The following is a 19130-nucleotide window of genomic DNA, read 5'->3' as shown; positions in this document are numbered from 1 at the left end:
TAAAGGAGGACGGCAGATGAGCCAACCCGATTTAGAACGGATGTGTGAGATATGTGGGCTCGGTATGCAGACCGCGCTACCTGAACGGATTCATGGCGGGCTCTTACACCGGATGTATGCTGTTTTGACTACGAAAGGGAAATACGCGATAAAAGTGTTGAACGAGGAGGTCATCACGAGACCTTCTGCTGTAACAAACTTCTTGAACTCAGAAGAAGTCGCAACGCTCGTGTCAAACGAGATCCCAGCCCTTCCTGCTCTGTGGCTTAACGGTACGTTCCTTCAACAGCTCGATGGACTGTACTTTCTTGTTTACGACTGGATTGAAGGGGAAAGCCTCAAACCGGTGTCGATCACGAGTGACCATAGCAAAAAAGTTGGCGCGCTGCTTGCAGACATTCATCGGACCGATTTTTCCACGTTACACATCCCGTATGACATTGAGGGAAGTGAGGTGACGGACTGGGAGTACTACTTGCACCTCGGTAAAGAAACCGATGCGCCTTGGGTTCCGCTATTTGATACGTATGTAGAGAACCTTTACAGGTGGACAGCGATGGCGAAGAAAGCATCCGAAATCCTTTCCTCAGAAGTAGTGATCAGTCATCGAGACCTTGATCCTAAAAACGTGCTTTGGTCAAACGGTGAGCCGATCGTCATCGATTGGGAATCGGCTGGGTATATCAATCCGATGCAAGATCTTCTTGAAACGGCTGTTTACTGGGCGATGACGGGGGAAGGGAAGATCGACAAAGAGCGCTTTTTCTCATTCATCGACGGCTATAAGAAAACGTGTGAACCGTATGCTGACTGGAAAAAGGTACTCGCAACAGGCTTTTCAGGAAAGCTTGGCTGGCTCGAGTACAACCTGAAGCGTTCACTGAAGCTAGATGGGTCAGTGGATGAAGAACAGAAAATGGGAACAGACCAAGTGCTGCAAACGTTAAACGAGATCAAGCAGTATGCCGATTCCCTGCCCATGCTCGAGAACTGGTTGCATGAGAAAGATAGACGATAAGGCGGGTGTGCAGCTTTTCCTATCGCTTCCCTGCGATCGATTGATACACATGATACCCGCTCGTCGACACGCCGATCGTACCAGCACCTGGGAATACGCTATCACCGCAAAGCCATAATCCATCGAGTCCTGTTCGATGCGATAGGCTATTGAACAAGCTGAATTCGTTCGTTTGTGGAAACCCACCGACCATACCGTTCGGTCGTTTCGTGAATCGCTCCCAAGCACGAGGGGCACCAGCCATCATCATGTCGATGCCGCTTCTTACTTCAGGGATCACGCGCTCGACGCCACTCAGAACTTTTTCCGTTAAGAACGCTTTGTACTGATCGTATTTTTCTTTCGTATCCCAGCGATGAAGCTCTGTATGTGTGCTCACAGTAAGCGTGCGGTAACCTTGTGGTGCACGGATCCGGTCCTTTGAGCTTGAAAGAGAGAGAAAGAGGTGGTCCCCTTCTGTCATGGTTCCGCCTTCAACTAATACTTGATTGAAAAGAGCTGTGTATTCTGGAATCACGTACTCCTCGATCGCAAGGTACATCGTGAACGCTCCCCACTGCGAAATTCTGCTTCTTTTTTGAAGTTTGTTCGGAAGCTCAAGTTGAAGGGGTTCTGAGAGGAGAGGGACGAAGCTCTGTACAGGGAGATTACAGATCAGATGATCCGCTCTCCAGTTCTCTCCGCGCTGATCGACCGCGACCCACTTTTTCTTTTCGCGGCGAATCGTTTGAATGTGTTTTCGTTTAAACGTTTTGCCACCGTGCTCTTCAATATAAGCCTGCAGTTTTTCAGCGATAGAGAAGAGACCGCCCTCCGTGTAGTATGCGCCTTCATGGTAAATATCGAGTGCGAGCGCTCCCATGAGTGCTGAACATTCACCGCTCGTTGCCTGCATGCTGTCGATCAACTGACCATCGATAAAATGGCGAAACGCATGCGCTTCATGAAGGTGATGTTTCTTTAAAAGATCGCCCATCGTTTTCCGTAAATAAGGGAGAAGCTTTGGAGTTCCAATGTTGACTGAGAAGAGCAGTTTTCTCCATTCCGTCATGGTGACGGGTGGCAGGACGGGCAGGGGCTTGATTAGTTTCCGTATTTCAGCACCTATTTTCCACACTTCCTGATAGAACGAGACGATTGCTTCCGCATGATCAGGAAACTGAGACGTACATTCAGCGAGGTGCCGGTTTCGATCAGCATAGTAAGGCATAACAGAAGAACCGTTATACACTCTCATGATTTCGTCTAATTTTACAAACGGAATTGAAAGTCCAAGTTCATCAAAAATGCGGTGGTGAACGCCGCCTTCCTCAAACCCCATCCCCATCGTCGCACCGACAGGAAACAGATAATCCTTTCGGCTGAACTTACCGGCAGAACCGCCCCATTCGTTCGACGCTTCTAGCACCGTCACATTATACCCGTCCTTTGTGAGTAACGCCCCGGCAGTTAATCCACCGATTCCGCCCCCGATGATCGTGATATCCAAACGAATCCCTCCAAGATTTTCCGGTACTTATATGTTCTATTATAAAGGTGAATCGGACTAGTTGCATGGTTTATGTGTGCTATGATCTGTGATAAATACTGCTCAATTGCTGAAAATTTGTCGGTAGTACGAGATAATGAGGTGGAACCTAGAAGAGGAGGGTCGTCTCATGCAAAGTGGTAGGAATCTTGATTTACAGAGTCAAATGGAAATGCTAGAAGACATCGTACATAAAAATGAAACGATCGAACGTGTATTGAACGTTGCGCATGCAGAATTCGAACATTATTACATCGGAGCGGGAAGCATCGTTCAAACGGTGTGGAATCGTTTATCTGGAAATCCGCTGAATCATGGCATCGGTGATATCGACATCATCTATTATGATGAAGACTTGAGTCGAGAGAAGGAAAAGCGTATGGAAGAGCACTTGCAAGCGTTACTTCATGACGTGCCGCTTGAAATTGACGTGAAGAACGAAGCAAGGGTTCATCTTTGGTATGAAGAGAAATTCGGGAAGAAGATCGAGCAGTACGAATCGCTTGAGGACGCCATCAACAGCTGGCCGACGACGGCAACGGCGCTCGGGGTCAGGAAGGATGACGAAGGGAATTTCAGAATCTACGCTCCGTTCGGTTTGAACGACCTTTTTACAATGACGGTTCGAGCAAATAAAAGGATGGTTACGAGAGAAGTGTATGAAGCGAAAGCTGCGAAGTGGACGAAGAAGTGGGATCTTCGGGTGATTTCGTGGGAAGATGCATGAGAAGAAGCCTGGTCGAGTGACCAGGCTTCTTTGCTACATAAACATACCTACAAAGATCGCAGTGATAAAGGAAGCGAGGGAACCCCCGATGATCGCTTTTAAACCAAGCCTCGATACTTGAGGACGCTTTGAAGGCTCAAGTGAACCTAGGCTGATGATGAGCTGACCGATCGAAGAAAGGTTTGCGAAGTTACAGAGTGCGACAGACAGCATCGCGACCGTTTTCTCAGTAAGTTCGCTCTCTTGAGACGTTAAATCCTGAAACGCTACAAACTCGTTGATCGACATCTTCGTTCCGATGATCGACGCAGCACGGAACGCTTCGTCGAGCGGGATACCGACAAGAAGTGCGAATGGATAGAAGACGTAGCCAAAGATCGTGCTTAAGTCGGTCCCAACGAAACCGAGTAGTCCGTTGAGGAGCGCGAGAATACTGATGAACGCGATTAGAAGACCACCGATGTTTAGGGCTAGCGTGACACCGCTAACGGTTCCATCTGCGATCGACTCGAACACGTTCGCATGATCTGAACGCTTCATCTTCACGTTATCGTTCGTTTGGGATACTTCTGTTTCTGGCTCCATGATCTTCGCGATCACAAGGGAGACGAACGGAACGCTGAACACGGAAATCAAGAGGTACTTGATGTCGACACCCATGAGAGAGTACCCGACGAGAATCGCTCCACTCGCAGAAGCCGTTCCTCCGACCATCACGGCGAAAATCTCTGAACGCGTTAAGATTTTTAAGTATGGTTTAACGAGAAGCGGTGCTTCTGCAAGGCCGAGGAACGAGTTCCCAACAGCGTTAAATGATTCGACTTTTGTTGTGCCCATCAGCTTTCCGACCGTCACACCGACGATCTGGACGATGAATGGGATGACGCGTAAGTAGTAAAGAGCTGAGACGAGTGCTGAGATAAAGATGATAACGGAAAGTACGTTGATCGCAAACACGAACGTTAACTCTGTTTGCTCGTACAACCCGCCGAACACGAACTGAATGCCTTCGTTACTATAGTTGATGACCTGCTGGACGGCTGCAGATGCTTTTTGAAGAAACGCCTTACCAGCTTCAACTTTTAGTACGAAAAGAACGAACGCCCCCTCGATCGCGAGTCCGACTCCGATCGTTCGCCAGTTTATTGATTTCTTGTTGTTACTGAGTAACCATGCGATGCCAAGAATCCCCGCAATGGATAATAGACCAAAAATGATGCTCATGGTGATGAAATCCCCCTGAAAGAAGTGTTGCTTCACAAAAACAGATCTATAAAAAAAGCCGCACTTATGGAAAGTCCGGGTTCAGGAAGAATGAATAAGGCTTAGGCGTTGTGTACAACGAATCAGCTTACCTTCCCTATAGTCCTGCAATTCATGGTTGCAGGGTAGAAACTTATCGGACCGTATTTCCAAAACTATATAGAGAAATGATGTGAAGTTATTTTAACAATCTAGCAGATGCAAAAGGGGGTAGCAATACCTAGTCTAATAGTAACAATGTTAGAAAAATTCAGTGGAGATATGTAAGCGTTCGACAAAATATGACCTATTGTGCGAGGTGAGGATCAGGGAAGTGCGAGGGGATAATAGATAGAACGTTTTCATAGATTAAAGCGAAAAGGGAGTGGGCTGGAACAATTTACTTTTTAAGTTTTTAGCTGTGATAAAAAGAAAAAAGCTCCTCTTGATGAGGAGCCTTAGTGAAGAGCGTTACGTTTTTGGGAAGGTGAAACCTTCTCCGAACACATCACGCACGTCGTGTACGACGACAAACGCTTTGTCATCTGCTTGTTGAATCATCTTCTTCAACAGGAACAGCTCCTGTTTGTTGATGACAACGTACAAGATGTCTTTCGATTCATTCGAGTAGTGACCGCGTGCATTGATGATCGTCACACCGCGATCCATCTCCGCGCTCACGGTTTCAGCGATCGCAGCGGTGTTATGCGAGATGATCGTAACGGCTTTTCTCGTATCGAAACCATCGATCAAGTAATCGAGTATCTTCGTACTGATATAGATCGAGATCCCTGTGTACATCGTATTCTCGATTCCGATGATGAAGGATGATCCCATCACGACTAAGATATCGAATACAAACATCGACGTGCTGACACTCCAGCCGAAGTGCTGGTTCAGCATGCGCGCAACGATCGTCGATCCTCCTGTCGTTCCACCTGAACGAAGAACGAGTCCGAGTCCAATCCCGATGAAAACACCGGCAAACACTGTACCAAGCATGATGTCGACTGGGTTACCCATGTCTTCTGTTAGATGGATGAATAGAGATGTGAAGAAGATCGCGAGCATCGTATACCATGTGACGCGTTTGTTGAGCACTTTATATCCGATCGCAAGGAGCACACCGTTCATAATAAAGTTTGTAAGACCTGGTGACCATCCGAGCACGTAATAGAGTGCCATCGAGATCCCCGTTACGCCACCTTCACCTAGTTCGTTTGGGATCGCGAACCAGTTTACACCAAGCGCAAAGAACAGTGAACCGATGATGATCAGCGTTATTTCTTTTCCTGTATGATTCATAGTATCAACTCCGTTCGAGGGGGGACGTGGGGACAGGTTCCCTGTCCCTGTGCCCCCGTTCAAATCTAGTACGTAGGATAATATATCATAGGAGAGGGACGTAGGGACAGGTTCTGTGTCCCGATAGAATGGTAGAGGTTGCAACGGCTATATAGAAAAACTCAGTCGATAGTCGCAGATCGTCTCATTCTTTTGGGTGTGGTGTAAGAATGGTAAAGGCTTTATGATCGATAAAAAGACATGGGGGGCTTGGCATTGGAAATCAGTGAGGTAATGTTAAGAACGAAGGAACTTGAAAAGATGAGACGTTTTTATTCCGAAATTCTCGGGTTGTCTTTAATAGAGGATAAAAACGAATATTTTAAACTAGCAGTTGGTTCTAGTCATTTTATATTCACGTCAGGCGTAGAAGGAGAACCTTTCTATCATTTTGCATTTAATATTCCTTCAAACAAGTTCAGGGAAGCGAAGGCATGGGTTAAAAGCAAAGTTGAATTAAATCATGAAGATGGAAAAGATGAAGCGCACTTTACCCATTTGCCAGCGAAATCGCTTTACTTTTATGATCCTGCTGGAAACATTGTTGAATTTATCGCAAGACAGTCAGTTATCAAGTATGATGTAGCACCATTTTCACAACATAGCATAATAAATCTGAGTGAAATAAGTCTTACAGTGGATGACCCTATTAAGACTGGCCAAGAATTGATTGAATTAGGCATTAGAGAGCGTGATAACGATGAACTAAGTGAGCGTGCGCTTAATTTTATGGGGGATCGTTCAAAAGAGAGCTTTCTTTTATTAACTAAACCAGGCAGGAGATGGATATTTTCCAACAAACGATCTGCTGTTCATCCTCTCTCTATTAAACTAAGTAATCATGTTGAAATTGAAGTGAAAGACAGCAAGGAGGTAGTGATAGGACTGCGTTCTGAGTAAAAAGGAACATAGGAAGAGGATTTCGCTCGTTATTAGCTAATGTAAGTAAGACTACGAATAAGGGTGAGAAGATTTATTTTAGACTGTTTTTACTAAAAGGATATCGATAAGAAAGCAATCTAATGAGATAAGAGGTAGCTGATATGAAGAAAATCGCAATTGCGACACTCGTTCTTTCCATACTTTTTATTGCACCTACCATCGTATTTTCCTCCTTCACACCTTCAGATGAACTATCTGATTTCCCAGTTCCAAAACGGGCAGTTCTTATTCAGCAAGGTGAAGATCACGAAAGGTACGAGTGGTCGAAGGCTTCTGAGGAGAATGGCATTCCACTTGGATACAAATTCGTTTTGAAGGCAAAGGGATGGAAAGAGGAAGAGAGGCTGGGTGCTTCGGTCGTTTATTATAAGAATGGGAATAAAATTAACATGATCTCTACCTCTGGTTATGTAGACCTTATTAAATTGAATTAGACAGAATAGTTTGAGATGATGAAAACGAAAACAAGAAAAGGCGGAGGTGGACCAGATGAAACGAGATGCTCAATACGAGATAACGAGAGAAACTCATGCAAAGCCTATGAAATGGCGATTCTTTGCATGAGGTCATACTACTAAACATCGCCATCGACTTCATTCATTAGGCTTTGCCCTTATTAGTTATCGGAATAAAAATAAGGGGCTGGCAAGAATGAAATATGTAAATGCAGAAAAAGCGTTACCTAATGAGTTGTTAAAAGAAATTCAAAAATACATACAAGGCGAAACACTTTATATACCAAAACCTCAACGCAATCGAGAAAAGTGGGGAGCTTCGACTGGTATTCGTAGTGAACTATCGAAGCGAAATCGTTCGATAAAAGAAGAGTACTTGGACGGAAATTCAGTAGAAAGTATTGCGGAGAAGTATCATCTTTCCGTAGAAACGATAAAGAAGATCATCTATTCTAAGAAAAAGATTACCTGATTGGGTAATCTTTTTTAGGTAGTTTCTTTCTAAAAAAAACTCGTCATATCATTTTCTTCATCCTTGCCTCTAAAATGGAACCAAGGTCATGATGAGGAGGAACGGTTATGGAGAACATTAAATTTCTTGAAGCTGATCGCGTCTATTTAAGACCGATCGAGCAGGAAGATTTAGACACATTCTACGCCAAAGCGCTTTGGGATCCTGAAGGCAGAAAGCTTACAGGTACACAGGTTGTGTTCAGTCGTCAGGGTGTGCAAAGTTGGTACGATCGAATTGTGATGGATCAATCGAGGATCGACCTAGTCATCTGTTTACAGGAAACTGACCAAATCATTGGTGACGTAGCGATGATGGACATCGATCATCATAATAAAAAAGCCGTCGTTCGAATTTCCATATTCGATAAGAAGTATTGGGGGCAGGGCTATGGTACTGAGGCAATGTTGCTGCTTTTAACATATGGATTTGAAATCTTGAATTTAAATCGAATCGGGTTAGATGTATTTTCTTATAATGAACGAGCGATAAAATCATACAAAAAGTTAGGATTTCAAGAAGAAGGCAGGGTTAGAGAAGAGTTGTTTTATGACGGCGAGTATCATGATTCTGTGCTGATGGGGATATTGAAGCGGGAATTTGAAGAGTTGAAGTGAAATGACTAGATCTGTGTTCTTTAACCGTAACAAGTGTTACGGTTATTTTTATGTTAAAAAGGTCTAATCATCCATTATGTGGAATTTACTAGTAATAAAACGAAATGGAGTTGTTTTACAATGACTTTATTTATTTTTGCCATTAGTATGCTAGGAATACTTATCGTAGGTATTATGACAATTATTGGACTGGTGAAGCGAAACGGAAAAGGAAAGAGAAATGGGCTTACTTTACTAGCATTCGTCATCCTTTTAATCTTTAGTGTAACCGTTCTAGATAATGGAGAAACAACAATGACCTCAACAACAGAGCCAGCGAAAGAAGTAGATGCAGAAAAGGAAAAAGCTGCTGAAGAGGAAGCGAAGAAAGCGGAGGAAGAAGCCGCTGCTGCTAAAGCTGCTGAGGAGGAAGCGAAGAAAGCAGAGGAAGAAGCCGCTGCTGCTAAAGCTGCTGAGGAGGAAGCGAAGAAAGCAGAGGAAGAAGCTGCTGCTGCTAAAGCTGCTGAAGAGAAAGCGAAGAAAGCAGAGGAAGAGGAAGCAAAAAAGAAAGCGGAAGCAGAGGCAAAGAAAGAAGCAGAGGCAAAGAAAAGTAAGCCTACTTTGGCACAACAAAACGCGATCTCGCATGCTGAGAGCTATTTAAATTATACGGCGTTTAGCAAAAAGGGACTTATTGAACAATTAGTATTTGAAGGGTACAGTCAAGGAGATGCATCGTTTGCTGTTGATAGTATTGAAGTGGATTGGAACGCCCAAGCCGTCCAGAAAGCGAAAGACTATCTTGATTACACGTCATTCTCTAGAAGCGGATTAATCGACCAATTATTGTTTGAAGGGTTTACTCAAGAACAGGCAACTCATGCAGTTAATGAGATAGGACTTTAATACAGTTCAATTAAAGTAGGTTCTTTTAGAGGTGAAAAGAAGTTTTCTATATAGCAGTCTCTCTGTCCTTTAAGAAAGAATTAAAACAGGAGCCTATTTTGGCTCCTGTTTTTGTTTTCGCTTTTATCACTATCAATCAAACTCTCGACTAACCTTATCATGGTAAAAGCTGACTGCTTCTCTTAATTTCGAATTCTCTTCTTCAAGTCTTGCAATTCGCTCTCTATTTTCTTTTACTTTTTCTTTATAGATGTGAATCGTGAAGATAAGACCTAGGACTATTATGTATGCTAGGAAGTCCGTCATGCTGAGGGCGTTCGAATACAAGCAGATCACCTCTTCCGTAAAAAGAGTTACACGAATTGCAGCCATAGTTCTACTTGCTTGGCTGCTTCAGGATCAATAGAACGCATTGGTTCAATAAGTATCTCGGCACGCTGACGTTTGATTTCTTTTGCGAGGTGCGGAAGGTCTTCGAAAAGCCCTTCTTCAATCATGTACCTGAGTGTGTTCATTCGAAAGTGTTCGTTTTCTATCGTATTGATTTCGAAGTGTTCAAGCACCATCTCAACCATAGTTTCTAGTGGATATTCTCTCATTACATACCCTCATTTCTTGATGGAATTTTCCGGTAGATGCTAGTTTCTATGATACGCGTTCGTGACAAAAGGGACAAGGGGACAGGAACCGTGTCCCTATAGTGATACTAGGGAGTAAACGGTTGGTGGGACGAGGTACCTGTCCCTGATGTCCCTTGCAATGTCTTGAAGTGTTTGAAATAATTGGAATAAAATACGTTGTCGATGGCGCTGGGAGATTGGTAGTTTTGAAAAGAAAGAAAATGAAAAAGATTTTCGTTCAAATCCTTATCGTGACAGTCACATTTTTTGTTATTTGAGGAATAATAGAGTTCACACCGATTAATGGATACTTAGGCAACGTTACATCAAACGCTGTATTACAGTTGTACCATTTTAAAGATCCTTCATTTGAAGAAGGTAACATGGTGCTAACGTATGACAGTGAGCAAAAAGAAGTAGCGAATGAGCTAGCTGAGGAAATCGAAGGGTTTCAGGAGTTAGGTGCTGCCTGGTTTGGCGAGAACGATCTGCCTCAGTTAGAAGTCATACTCACAAAACAGGGCAAGCTCCCTCATCCTATATTACTGCACCGTAATGGGCTTTATCTTCCACATAGCAACATTATCCTCATTAACGGGGAATTATCAAAAGAGGAAAGGGTACACGCACTTTCGCATGAATATGCTCACTACTATTTGATGAACAGCTTAGGACAAGAGATGGCGATTACGGATCTACCAGACTGGTTTCATGAAGGAGTATCCGAAGCTTTCGCGCACAGGTTTGCTCCGCTTCCATTTTATGAAGCGATTGGGAGCTGGGATGTTGTGCCTGTTGCAGAAATGGACATGAAAGGTCCAGGTGCCAGCGAGCGGTATGTGATGGCGCAATTTATCGTGGAGAAACTATTAGAAGACCACGGTGAGCAAGTCGTTTCTAAACTTATTGCTGAGGAGCAAGGATCGTTTGAGAAAAAGCTCACTGAAATTACTAAGCAACGACTTTCTGATACTCATAAGTGGCTAATTCGAAATGAAGAGATTTATGAAGAAACACCAGCGAAATTAGCTGAAGGATATGATCGTAATCTGCTCAAGAAAGAGTTACTCGAGTTTGAGGAAACGAAAGGTCCATACTACTTTGAAGCGCCGTTCATCTATTCGACCCTCGAGACGATCTATACTGATGAACAGAATTGGGAAGCTGCTATTTCGGTTGGACTGAAGAGGATGAATTATGTACCTTCTTCATACAGTGATTGGAAAATACTCTCTGAATATGCTTCTAACATGGGTGATACTGATTTAGCGATCGAATATGGAAAACGCGGATTAGCACTGACTGATTCAAGTAGTAGAGCTTCATTAGAAAAGTGGTTAGAAGAGCTGGAGAGTCGATCGTAAAGAAGATCAAATAACGAAAATGTTAAAAAGGATTGATAGCGTGAACCGTACATACATAATAGGAGTTAGTTTAGCAGGTTTAGTCGCCCTGTCCATTTCGTTTCTTATCTTAACGTCAAACTATTTTAATAGTAAAGAGATCAGTTTGCTAACGTCTAGGTGCTATGAGATCGATGGGGAAGTGAGCTTAGAGATTCATAATGAATTTACGAATAGTTACTCGTTTGAGTGTAAAAAATAATGGTTGTCTTTTAACGTGTCTATCATGATTAATATCTTATGTGTGATTGTTGGTGTTTTAGGAGTGTTGTTCATCATCACATTAAGAAAACAGCTGTTTAATAAGAAAGTGATATCCTTGCTTGTTCTAGCGATCTTGATCGTTGGTGTGTTTCAGATTGGGTGGTCTGCTTCTCACTTATCTAATGAAGAGGCGATCACATTAGCGAAAAAAACGGTATCTCCTTATCGTGATGGGAAGTTGAAGAAGGATCAAATCGAAGTTATTAATATGGAATCCGAAAGAGTCGCGGTCGTCATCGAGTTTGCTGATAACAACTATGTAGAAGTGTACATTGATCAGCTGAGTGGAGAGGTGCTGGAGGCAAACATAATCGATTTTCACGGGGAAGATCGTAGAATTAAATAAGTATCAATTAAAAAATCCCACCCTCAAGCCGAGGGTGGGATTTTTAATGATTGATGGGACAAGGTACCTGTCCCTACGTCCCGCTGGTCACTTCCCGCCTCACAAGAAACGGAACAAGCATTGGAATAAATAGAATAAGAATCAGCAGTCGAATAACCTGCATAGCAGCGACGACGCTTCCGTCGAGGTCGAGCGATGCGGCTACGGACGCCATCTGCGGTGCACCTGCTGGTACGATCGCGAGCAGGCTCGTGATGAAGTCGAGCGGTGTCATGAGATAGAACACGAACGTCACGACGAACGTAAGAAAGAAAAAGGATACGAGGATCCAGAGACTTGTCCATCCGATCTGTTTGATATCGGAAAGAGACTTACGGTCGAACCGAACGCCGATGATCACACCAAGCATCGCCATCCCAAGTCCTACACCTAGGTTCGGCATCGAAGGGAGCGGCTGGACGAACGAATGAAAGATGAAGGAGAGAACGATCGCGTAGAGAAAAGGCGCGATCGGAATTCGCCATTTCTTTGCCAGTACGAGCGTCACCACTATGAGAAGGAGATAAAAGAGCATAGCGAGCCACATGGGTGCCGCCCCTTCTACAGCTTTACTTAACCCGCTCGATTCCACTTCCTTCGTTTTCAAATATGGAGTCATAAACCCAGCGACGATCGGAATCGTCGCAACGAGCATCATGATTCGCACTGTTTGAAAGGCTGCGACCATCCCCATGTTTGCTTTGTACTCTCGACTGAGTGCCATCATGACGGAAGCCCCTGCAGGGAGACAGCAGAAGAGAGCTGTCTTCGCATCGAGGTTCGAACATCGCCCGAGCACTTTTCCTAGAACCCAGCTCGCAACAAGAAGGATGACGAGCGAAACGGCTAGCGGGAACAGATAGCTTGCGACCTCTGTAAACATGGATACCTTTATACTTATGCCAATACTAACGCCGATTACTGCGAGTGATAGGTCGAATAGAAGGTTCGGGTAGGAGATCTCATCGATCATGAGACGGTAGTACACGCCGACAAGCATCGCACCGAGTAACCACCCCGCTGGAATGCTCATCAAGTCGAACAAGTATCCTACGCCAAACGCAATCATCAATAATAAAAGTTTTATCATATAGGAGCACCTTCAATGAATGAGAGTTCTTTCAAAACATGAAGCTTATTTCAAACAGTTTAGCACAGCACATGTATAAAATTCATGGGTGAGGGCTTCTGCTGGGACATGGGGACAGGTCCCGTGTCCCTCTTCATAAGGAGTAACCGCTCATGTTGATGATTGGTGGGACGAGGTACCTGTCCCTTTGTCCCTGAATAGCATAGTTTTAGAAACTGTGAAGGGAATGAGTTGGATGTCCTATGATTCAGGTTCGTTCAGCGAAGATCGAGCTTCAAAAGGAATTGGAAGGGTAAAGATTCAAGATTATGGACCGAAGCCGTTTGTGGTGGATATCAATGAAGCAACGTTAAAAAATAACACGTTCCGTACAGCACTATGGACGGGAGATCATTTTCAAATTACGTTGATGAGTATTGGAGTAGGGGAAGATATCGGACTAGAAATGCACCCGGATGTAGACCAGTTTCTGCGAGTGGAACAGGGGCAGGGACTTGTTCGAATGGGAATGAATAAACATCAGCTGCCGTTTGAAGTACCTGTTTACGATGACTTTGCGATCGTCATTCCAGCAGGCACGTGGCACAATGTGATCAATACAGGAAAAGATGCGCTCAAGCTTTATTCGATCTACGCACCTCCAAACCATCCGTTCGGTACGGTTCATCGAACAAAAGCCGAAGCGATCGAAATGGAAGAGGGGTATGGGCACGACCACGGGTAAAAGGATGTAACACACGGATCCCCCTATACATCGTATAGGGGGACCATTTTATATCATAATTTAAGGGGGGAAGGAGTTTGGGGGGACTCCTTGGTTCATACATTATCACAGGATTTAGCGATTCTAGCGATTATGTGAGAACTTTGACATTTGATACGTTAACGTAACGAAGATAAAAGAAAAAACTTGGAATGAAGCTTCCAAGTTTTCTTTGAATTAACTCTCTTTATGATGAAACGGACACTTTCCTTCAATCGGTTCGATGTCGTCCCCAATGAACGATTGCTTCCACTCGTTATGGTCAGGGTCACCAAAATGACTGATATCAGGGTGCTTCGGCAACTGATCCCAAGCCTCAACGCGAGCGCGTACCTTTTCCCGGGACATGATGCCGCCTTTCTCGGTCCCTTCTAGACCCTGGAAAATGGCACGTGGTTGGAAGCCGAGTATCAAGCTGTTCCCAAGATTCCTCGTTTTTCGCTGCTTATATGCAGGGGCATTTCCAAAAGTGAAGATCGGCTGTCCGGCGAAGTGGAAATCCCACAAGTAGTGATCGGGATCTTTCGGTGCGTCACTTGGCCATGGGAAGCGGTCCTGACTATGTAAATACTGGAGAATGTCCCAGAAATACGAGCGATAATACTCGATCGACTTTTCACTGCTTTCTGGCTCAACGAAAATAAATAAGCCGTGCCGCACTTTCGTAGGTTCCTCGAACAGGCTGAGGAAGCTTTCGACCGCTTCAGGCAGGTTCGCCCAGTGATCATGTTCGATATACGCGTATCTTAGCTCTCCTTTTTTCTGTCCAGTTCTGCCAAAAAAGCATGGGAAGGTAGGGTCGGTCACCACTTCTTTGAACGTCTGGTATTCGTTGATCAGCCAGTCAGGCAGGTTCTCGCCATTCTCCATGTCTTCTTTCGTAAGTAAATGAGGGCTTTTTGTTTTTAACATCGTTCGGTCTCCTTTGGGCTGTATAATTAACGACGGACAAGCGGTAAGGTACAACAGCGAAATGAACCGCCTGATTTGATGATTTCTGAAAAATCGACGGTGATGACGTGAAAGCCTTTTGAACGAAGAATCGCATTCAATCGCTCGTTTTGAGGAAGGCTCACGATATGATCGTTTCCGATCGAGAGCACGTTTGGCCCCATCTCGAACTGCTCCTCTTTTGTCACTTCGATGAGTGATGGGAAGCGAGCGGAGATTTTCTTCAATCCTTCTTTTGTAAAAGCTTCACGGTACACGAGCGCAGTATCTTTTGAAACGATATTAAAGACACAATCAAGGTGAAGGATGTCTTCCGTCAGTTGAATCGCTTCGATTTGATACGTTGGCAGTCTTCGCTGTAACTCATCGATCGCACCCTTCGTCGTACGCCCGCTTACACCAATCCAGACCGTCGAACCATCGACAACGACATCGCCGCCTTCGATTGATCCTGGTAGTCCTTCTTGAAAACCGATTCCTCGATCGCTGAGCCATGTTTTCAAAATGTTTGTTTCAGAGCGGCGTACTCGCTCATTCATCGTTCCGACGAACAGTTCATCGTTGATCGTGAACCCGATGTCTCTCGTGAACACTTGTTCAGGAAGGTGAGGGTCGGTCGGAAGTTCGCTTACGTTCACGCCGTTTTCTTTTAAGGTCGAGACGAAGTTCTCATGCTGCTTTAGTGCGAGCGGCACGTTGATGTTGCTTTTTTCATAGTGTTTCTGCGTTTCATTTATGATTTCAGTGATCTTCATAAATGAAGGCTTCACAACAAGCACATGGTTTAGTGCATCGTATTCTGTAGCGCATCGCACGCTTTTGTTGGCTGTTATTGTTTTCATCTCATAAACCTCCATCGCACATTTAGTCCCCTATTCCCCTAGTAAATATCTGTAAAACCTATCGAATGGAATTCACTAGAACGATAAATTAGGAGATTTTTGATGATGGAGAATGTTGGATTCCCTTTTGTTGCAAAGAGGGTTTAATTTCAAAAACGTTTTCTCTTATAATAGAGAGAGGACTTACATCATTCGTAACTGATTTTGAAAGGGGTTACATCATCGTGAACACGAAATACTTAGATCTGCTAGCTCAGAAGTATGATAGTGAAGAAAAAGTCGTAACAGAAATCATCAACCTGAAGGCGATTTTAAACCTGCCGAAGGGGACAGAGCACTTTGTGAGTGATTTACATGGGGAGTACCAAGCCTTTCAACATGTGTTACGAAACGGATCGGGAAAAGTGAAGGAGAAAATCTCCGACCTTTTTAAAGAGGAACTATCTGAGGAAGAATTAAATGAATTCGCTACCCTCGTTTATTATCCAGAAGAAAAAATTAAACTCATCAAGAATTCGTTCGATAACGATAAAGAGCTGAACGAGTGGTATAACGATACGATTCAGAGAATGTTCAAGCTGATTTCCTATGCTTCTTCAAAATATACGCGTTCGAAGCTGCGAAAAGCGCTGCCCGCACAGTTCGTGTACGTGATTGAAGAATTACTTTATAAATCGGACGATGCGAATAAGGAACCGTATTACCAGAAGATTCTTCAACAGGTGATCTCGCTCGGTCAGGCGGACAAGCTCATTATCGGGCTATCTTACACGACCCAAAGACTTGTCGTCGATCACCTTCATGTCGTTGGCGATATCTATGACCGTGGACCGGAGCCAGATAAGATCATGGAGACGCTCATCAACTACCATTCCGTCGACATTCAGTGGGGAAATCACGACGTCCTCTGGGTAGGGGCATTTGCTGGGTCGAAGGTTTGTCTCGCGAACATCATCCGAATTTGTGCGCGTTACAACAATCTCGAGATCATCGAGGACGCGTACGGCATCAACCTTCGTCCGCTCTTGAACCTTGCGGAGAAGTACTATGGTGACAACCCGGTATTTAGACCGAAAATCGACAAAGACGATACAACATCAGAAGATGAGCTGCTGCAAATCACGAAGATTCACCAGGCGATCGCAATGATTCAATTTAAGCTCGAAAGCCCAATCATCAAGAGACGACCGAACTTCAATATGTCAGAGCGCCTCTTGCTTGAGAAGATCGATCATGAGAACAGTACGATCACGATTCACGGGAAAACGTACGACCTTGAAAATACGTGTTTTAATACGATCGACCCTGAACAGCCTGAGAAACTTTTAGAGGAAGAACAAGAAGTAATGGACAAGCTCTTGTTTTCTGTTCAGCATTCTGAAAAGCTCGCGCGACACATGAAGTTTCTTATGAAGAAGGGAAGCCTTTATTTAAAATACAACGGCAACCTTCTGATCCACGGCTGCATTCCGCTTGATGAAGAAGGAAACATGGAGAGCATGGTGATCGAAGGGGAATCGTACGCAGGGCGTGACTTGCTCGATGTATTTGAACGATATCTTCGTGAAGCATACGCGCACCCTGAGAAAACGGATGACCTCGCAACAGACATGGTGTGGTATTTATGGACAGGCGAGTATTCGTCACTCTTTGGAAAACGTGAGATGACGACGTTCGAGCGTTACTTTATTCAAGATAAAAAATCTCATAAAGAGAAGAAAAACCCTTACTACTATTTACGAGAAGAAGAAGAAACGTGCCGAAAGCTTCTCGCTGAATTCGATCTTAATCCTGATCAAGGCCATATCATTAACGGCCATACGCCGGTAAAAGAAATCGAAGGGGAAAATCCGGTGAAGGCGAACGGGAAGATGGTCGTGATCGACGGAGGCTTCTCGAAAGCGTATCAATCGACAACCGGGATCGCTGGATACACGTTACTTTATAACTCCTTCGGCATGCAGCTCGTCGCTCATAAGCATTTTAATTCAAAAGAAGAAGTCCTCTTAAATGGGGCGGATGTTCTATCCGTTAGGAGACTAGTCGATAAAGAGCTTGAGCGGAAGAAGGTTCTCGAAACGAACGTTGGAGAAGCGTTGCTGCAGGAGCTTCAAATTCTAAACAGCTTGATGGAATACCGCTACATCGATTGAAAATACCCCGCAGATTACGTCTGCGGGTCTTTTTTTAGAGAAACGGTTGACATCTTTCCTTCTTTCGTCTAAATTTTCTGATTAAGTAGGAATGACTTCTCTTTATCAAGAAGATAGTAAGGCGAGACTTTACAGAGATTCTAGCGCATCCAGAACGGTCTTACTTTTGGTAGAAAAAAGGAGAGATGTTGTGGAACACTTTGCTGTTTTTCGTACACCTCAGACGATCCTTTATGGGAGGAAGTCTTTCCAACAGGTTGGCGTACAAGCTGCCTTAAAAGGACGGAAAGCTCTCATTGTAACGGACGAGGTTATGCTGAAACTCGGATATGTGGATGAATGTCAGGAACTGCTTAAGAAGGAAGGGATTGAGAGCGAAACGTATACGGGCGTGGAATCTGAGCCGACAGATCTCTATGTGAGTGAATCTCTTGAAAAACTGAAAAACACCGCATGTGACCTCGTTCTTTCAATCGGTGGAGGGAGCTGTATCGATACGGCAAAAGCGATCGCGGTTCTTGCGACGAACGGAGGATACATAGGGGACTACAGAGCCAATCGCACATCTGCCAAGATTGCGCCGCTAGCGCATATTGCGATCCCAACGACAGCGGGAACGGGGTCAGAAGCAACGGACGTCACGGTTATCACGAACACATCAGATGATGTGAAGATGATGATGAAACAGCCGGCTTTCATGCCGGACGTTGCAATCGTGGATCCGCTCTTAACGGTATCGTCCCCAGCACACGTAACTGCCGCAACAGGCGTCGATGCACTCAGTCATGCGATTGAAGCGTATCTTTCAAAGCGTGCGCACCCAATGACGGATACGATCGCGCTTTCGGCTATGAAACTGCTTGTCGAAAACATCGTCACCGCTTACCGTGATGGAAACAATCTTGATGCTCGTGAAGCGATGAGTCTCGGGGCACTCCAAGCTGGAATGGCATTTACGAATGCGTCCGTCTGCCTCGTACACGGGATGTCTCGTCCGATCGGAGCGCTTTTTCATGTGCCGCACGGCTATTCGAATGCCATGCTGCTGCCAGCCGTGCTCGAATTTAGCAAAGACCTTTGTACCGATCGACTGGCTGATCTTGGTCGTATTTTTAAGCCTGATGAAGCACGTTCAGACAGCGAAGCAGCCGAGGTCGCCGTGAAATCCGTGAAAGAGCTCTGTTCGACGCTTGAGATTCCGAACTTGAAAGAGTGGGGAATCGATGAAGCGGCGTTTAAAAAGGCGATTCCGAAGATGGCGATGGATGCGCTCGATAGCGGCAGTCCTCAAAACAACCCGCGCCTGCCTTCTCAAGAAGAGTTAGAGAATCTGTATACGATGTGCTATGACTATCGATTAGAAAAAATAACGCGCTAAAACGAAGGGAGA

At 44.6% G+C, this 19130-nt stretch carries 21 protein-coding genes and 1 riboswitch; of the genes, 13 read left to right on the top strand and 8 right to left on the bottom strand.

The annotated features are described in order from the left end of the window. The first annotated feature begins 16 nt into the window (after nt 1-16). Nucleotides 17-1018: an aminoglycoside phosphotransferase family protein gene (locus ACXAEY_RS15995; protein ID WP_474813305.1), complete on the top strand. Its 1002-nt coding sequence runs from the start codon at nt 17-19 to the stop codon at nt 1016-1018. Nucleotides 1019-1037: 19 nt separating this feature from the next. On the opposite strand, the gene ACXAEY_RS15990 is transcribed toward ACXAEY_RS15995, so the two are convergent. Continuing rightward, nucleotides 1038-2507: an FAD-dependent oxidoreductase gene (locus tag ACXAEY_RS15990; RefSeq protein WP_474813303.1), complete on the bottom strand. Its 1470-nt coding sequence runs from the start codon at nt 2505-2507 to the stop codon at nt 1038-1040. Nucleotides 2508-2676: 169 nt separating this feature from the next. Here ACXAEY_RS15990 and ACXAEY_RS15985 point away from each other — a divergent pair, with 169 nt between their 5' ends. Next, the gene (locus tag ACXAEY_RS15985; RefSeq protein ID WP_474813301.1) at nt 2677-3273 is read left to right on the top strand and encodes a nucleotidyltransferase family protein; all 597 of its coding nucleotides are present in this window, start codon (nt 2677-2679) and stop codon (nt 3271-3273) included. Between the two features lie 33 nt (nt 3274-3306). Here ACXAEY_RS15985 and ACXAEY_RS15980 read toward each other — a convergent pair whose 3' ends face one another. Beyond that, on the bottom strand, nt 3307-4497 hold the full coding sequence (locus ACXAEY_RS15980) for a NupC/NupG family nucleoside CNT transporter (protein WP_474813299.1): 1191 nt from the start codon (nt 4495-4497) through the stop codon (nt 3307-3309). A 119-nt stretch (nt 4498-4616) separates the two neighbouring features. Continuing rightward, nucleotides 4617-4719, bottom strand: a riboswitch (purine riboswitch). A 267-nt stretch (nt 4720-4986) separates the two neighbouring features. Further along, entirely contained in the window at nt 4987-5820 is an 834-nt protein-coding gene (locus ACXAEY_RS15975) for a YitT family protein (protein ID WP_270181057.1), read from the bottom strand. A 255-nt stretch (nt 5821-6075) separates the two neighbouring features. Between ACXAEY_RS15975 and ACXAEY_RS15970 the strand changes: the two genes are divergently transcribed. From ACXAEY_RS15970 to ACXAEY_RS15950, 5 genes are all read left to right on the top strand, one after another. Next, complete coding sequence (locus ACXAEY_RS15970) at nt 6076-6759, top strand: VOC family protein (protein ID WP_474813297.1); 684 nt, start codon at nt 6076-6078, stop codon at nt 6757-6759. A 143-nt stretch (nt 6760-6902) separates the two neighbouring features. Continuing rightward, nucleotides 6903-7235 (top strand): hypothetical protein, encoded by a 333-nt coding sequence (locus ACXAEY_RS15965; RefSeq protein ID WP_474813294.1) that lies wholly within the window; start codon nt 6903-6905, stop codon nt 7233-7235. 217 nt (nt 7236-7452) lie between these two features. Beyond that, on the top strand, nt 7453-7728 hold the full coding sequence (locus ACXAEY_RS15960; protein WP_474813292.1) for a CD3324 family protein: 276 nt from the start codon (nt 7453-7455) through the stop codon (nt 7726-7728). A 107-nt stretch (nt 7729-7835) separates the two neighbouring features. Next, complete coding sequence (locus ACXAEY_RS15955) at nt 7836-8384, top strand: GNAT family N-acetyltransferase (RefSeq protein ID WP_474813290.1); 549 nt, start codon at nt 7836-7838, stop codon at nt 8382-8384. Between the two features lie 120 nt (nt 8385-8504). After that, complete coding sequence (locus ACXAEY_RS15950; protein ID WP_474813288.1) at nt 8505-9269, top strand: Ltp family lipoprotein; 765 nt, start codon at nt 8505-8507, stop codon at nt 9267-9269. A gap of 132 nt (nt 9270-9401) precedes the next feature. On the opposite strand, the gene ACXAEY_RS15945 is transcribed toward ACXAEY_RS15950, so the two are convergent. Further along, nucleotides 9402-9641 (bottom strand): hypothetical protein, encoded by a 240-nt coding sequence (locus ACXAEY_RS15945; protein ID WP_474813286.1) that lies wholly within the window; start codon nt 9639-9641, stop codon nt 9402-9404. Beyond that, entirely contained in the window at nt 9623-9868 is a 246-nt protein-coding gene (locus ACXAEY_RS15940) for a hypothetical protein (protein ID WP_474813284.1), read from the bottom strand. Before ACXAEY_RS15940 ends, ACXAEY_RS15945 begins: the two co-directional genes overlap by 19 nt. Before the next feature lie 407 nt (nt 9869-10275). Between ACXAEY_RS15940 and ACXAEY_RS15935 the strand changes: the two genes are divergently transcribed. Genes ACXAEY_RS15935 through ACXAEY_RS15925 form a run of 3 tightly spaced genes read left to right on the top strand, consistent with a single transcriptional unit; the run spans nt 10276 to nt 11902 of the window. Continuing rightward, the gene (locus tag ACXAEY_RS15935; protein WP_474813282.1) at nt 10276-11253 is read left to right on the top strand and encodes a tetratricopeptide repeat protein; all 978 of its coding nucleotides are present in this window, start codon (nt 10276-10278) and stop codon (nt 11251-11253) included. Between the two features lie 40 nt (nt 11254-11293). Further along, the gene (locus ACXAEY_RS15930; protein ID WP_474813280.1) at nt 11294-11494 is read left to right on the top strand and encodes a hypothetical protein; all 201 of its coding nucleotides are present in this window, start codon (nt 11294-11296) and stop codon (nt 11492-11494) included. Between the two features lie 24 nt (nt 11495-11518). Then, nucleotides 11519-11902 carry a PepSY domain-containing protein gene (locus ACXAEY_RS15925; RefSeq protein WP_474813278.1) on the top strand — a complete coding sequence of 128 codons (384 nt, stop codon included), beginning with the start codon at nt 11519-11521 and terminating at the stop codon, nt 11900-11902. 73 nt (nt 11903-11975) lie between these two features. Here the strand turns inward: ACXAEY_RS15925 and ACXAEY_RS15920 are convergent, their stop codons facing one another. Then, nucleotides 11976-13031, bottom strand: a complete 1056-nt coding sequence (locus ACXAEY_RS15920) for an AbrB family transcriptional regulator (RefSeq protein WP_474813276.1) — start codon at nt 13029-13031, stop codon at nt 11976-11978. A 235-nt stretch (nt 13032-13266) separates the two neighbouring features. Between ACXAEY_RS15920 and ACXAEY_RS15915 the strand changes: the two genes are divergently transcribed. After that, nucleotides 13267-13755, top strand: coding sequence for a cupin domain-containing protein (locus ACXAEY_RS15915; RefSeq protein ID WP_474813273.1), 489 nt, complete (start codon nt 13267-13269; stop codon nt 13753-13755). A 216-nt stretch (nt 13756-13971) separates the two neighbouring features. Here the strand turns inward: ACXAEY_RS15915 and ACXAEY_RS15910 are convergent, their stop codons facing one another. Together ACXAEY_RS15910 and ACXAEY_RS15905 are read right to left on the bottom strand one after the other, a co-directional pair. After that, complete coding sequence (locus tag ACXAEY_RS15910; RefSeq protein WP_474813271.1) at nt 13972-14706, bottom strand: YqcI/YcgG family protein; 735 nt, start codon at nt 14704-14706, stop codon at nt 13972-13974. A gap of 26 nt (nt 14707-14732) precedes the next feature. Beyond that, entirely contained in the window at nt 14733-15587 is an 855-nt protein-coding gene (locus tag ACXAEY_RS15905) for a dimethylarginine dimethylaminohydrolase family protein (RefSeq protein ID WP_474813270.1), read from the bottom strand. 224 nt (nt 15588-15811) lie between these two features. On the opposite strand from ACXAEY_RS15905, the gene fbp reads away from it, so the two are divergent. Beyond that, on the top strand, nt 15812-17740 hold the full coding sequence (gene fbp / locus ACXAEY_RS15900) for a fructose-1,6-bisphosphatase (RefSeq protein ID WP_474813268.1): 1929 nt from the start codon (nt 15812-15814) through the stop codon (nt 17738-17740). A 190-nt stretch (nt 17741-17930) separates the two neighbouring features. After that, complete coding sequence (locus ACXAEY_RS15895; RefSeq protein ID WP_474813267.1) at nt 17931-19118, top strand: iron-containing alcohol dehydrogenase; 1188 nt, start codon at nt 17931-17933, stop codon at nt 19116-19118. The last annotated feature ends 12 nt before the right edge of the window (nt 19119-19130 follow it).

The organism is Anaerobacillus sp. ABA4_114 (assembly GCF_056159065.1).
This window is presented reverse-complemented; position numbering and strand designations above follow the sequence as displayed.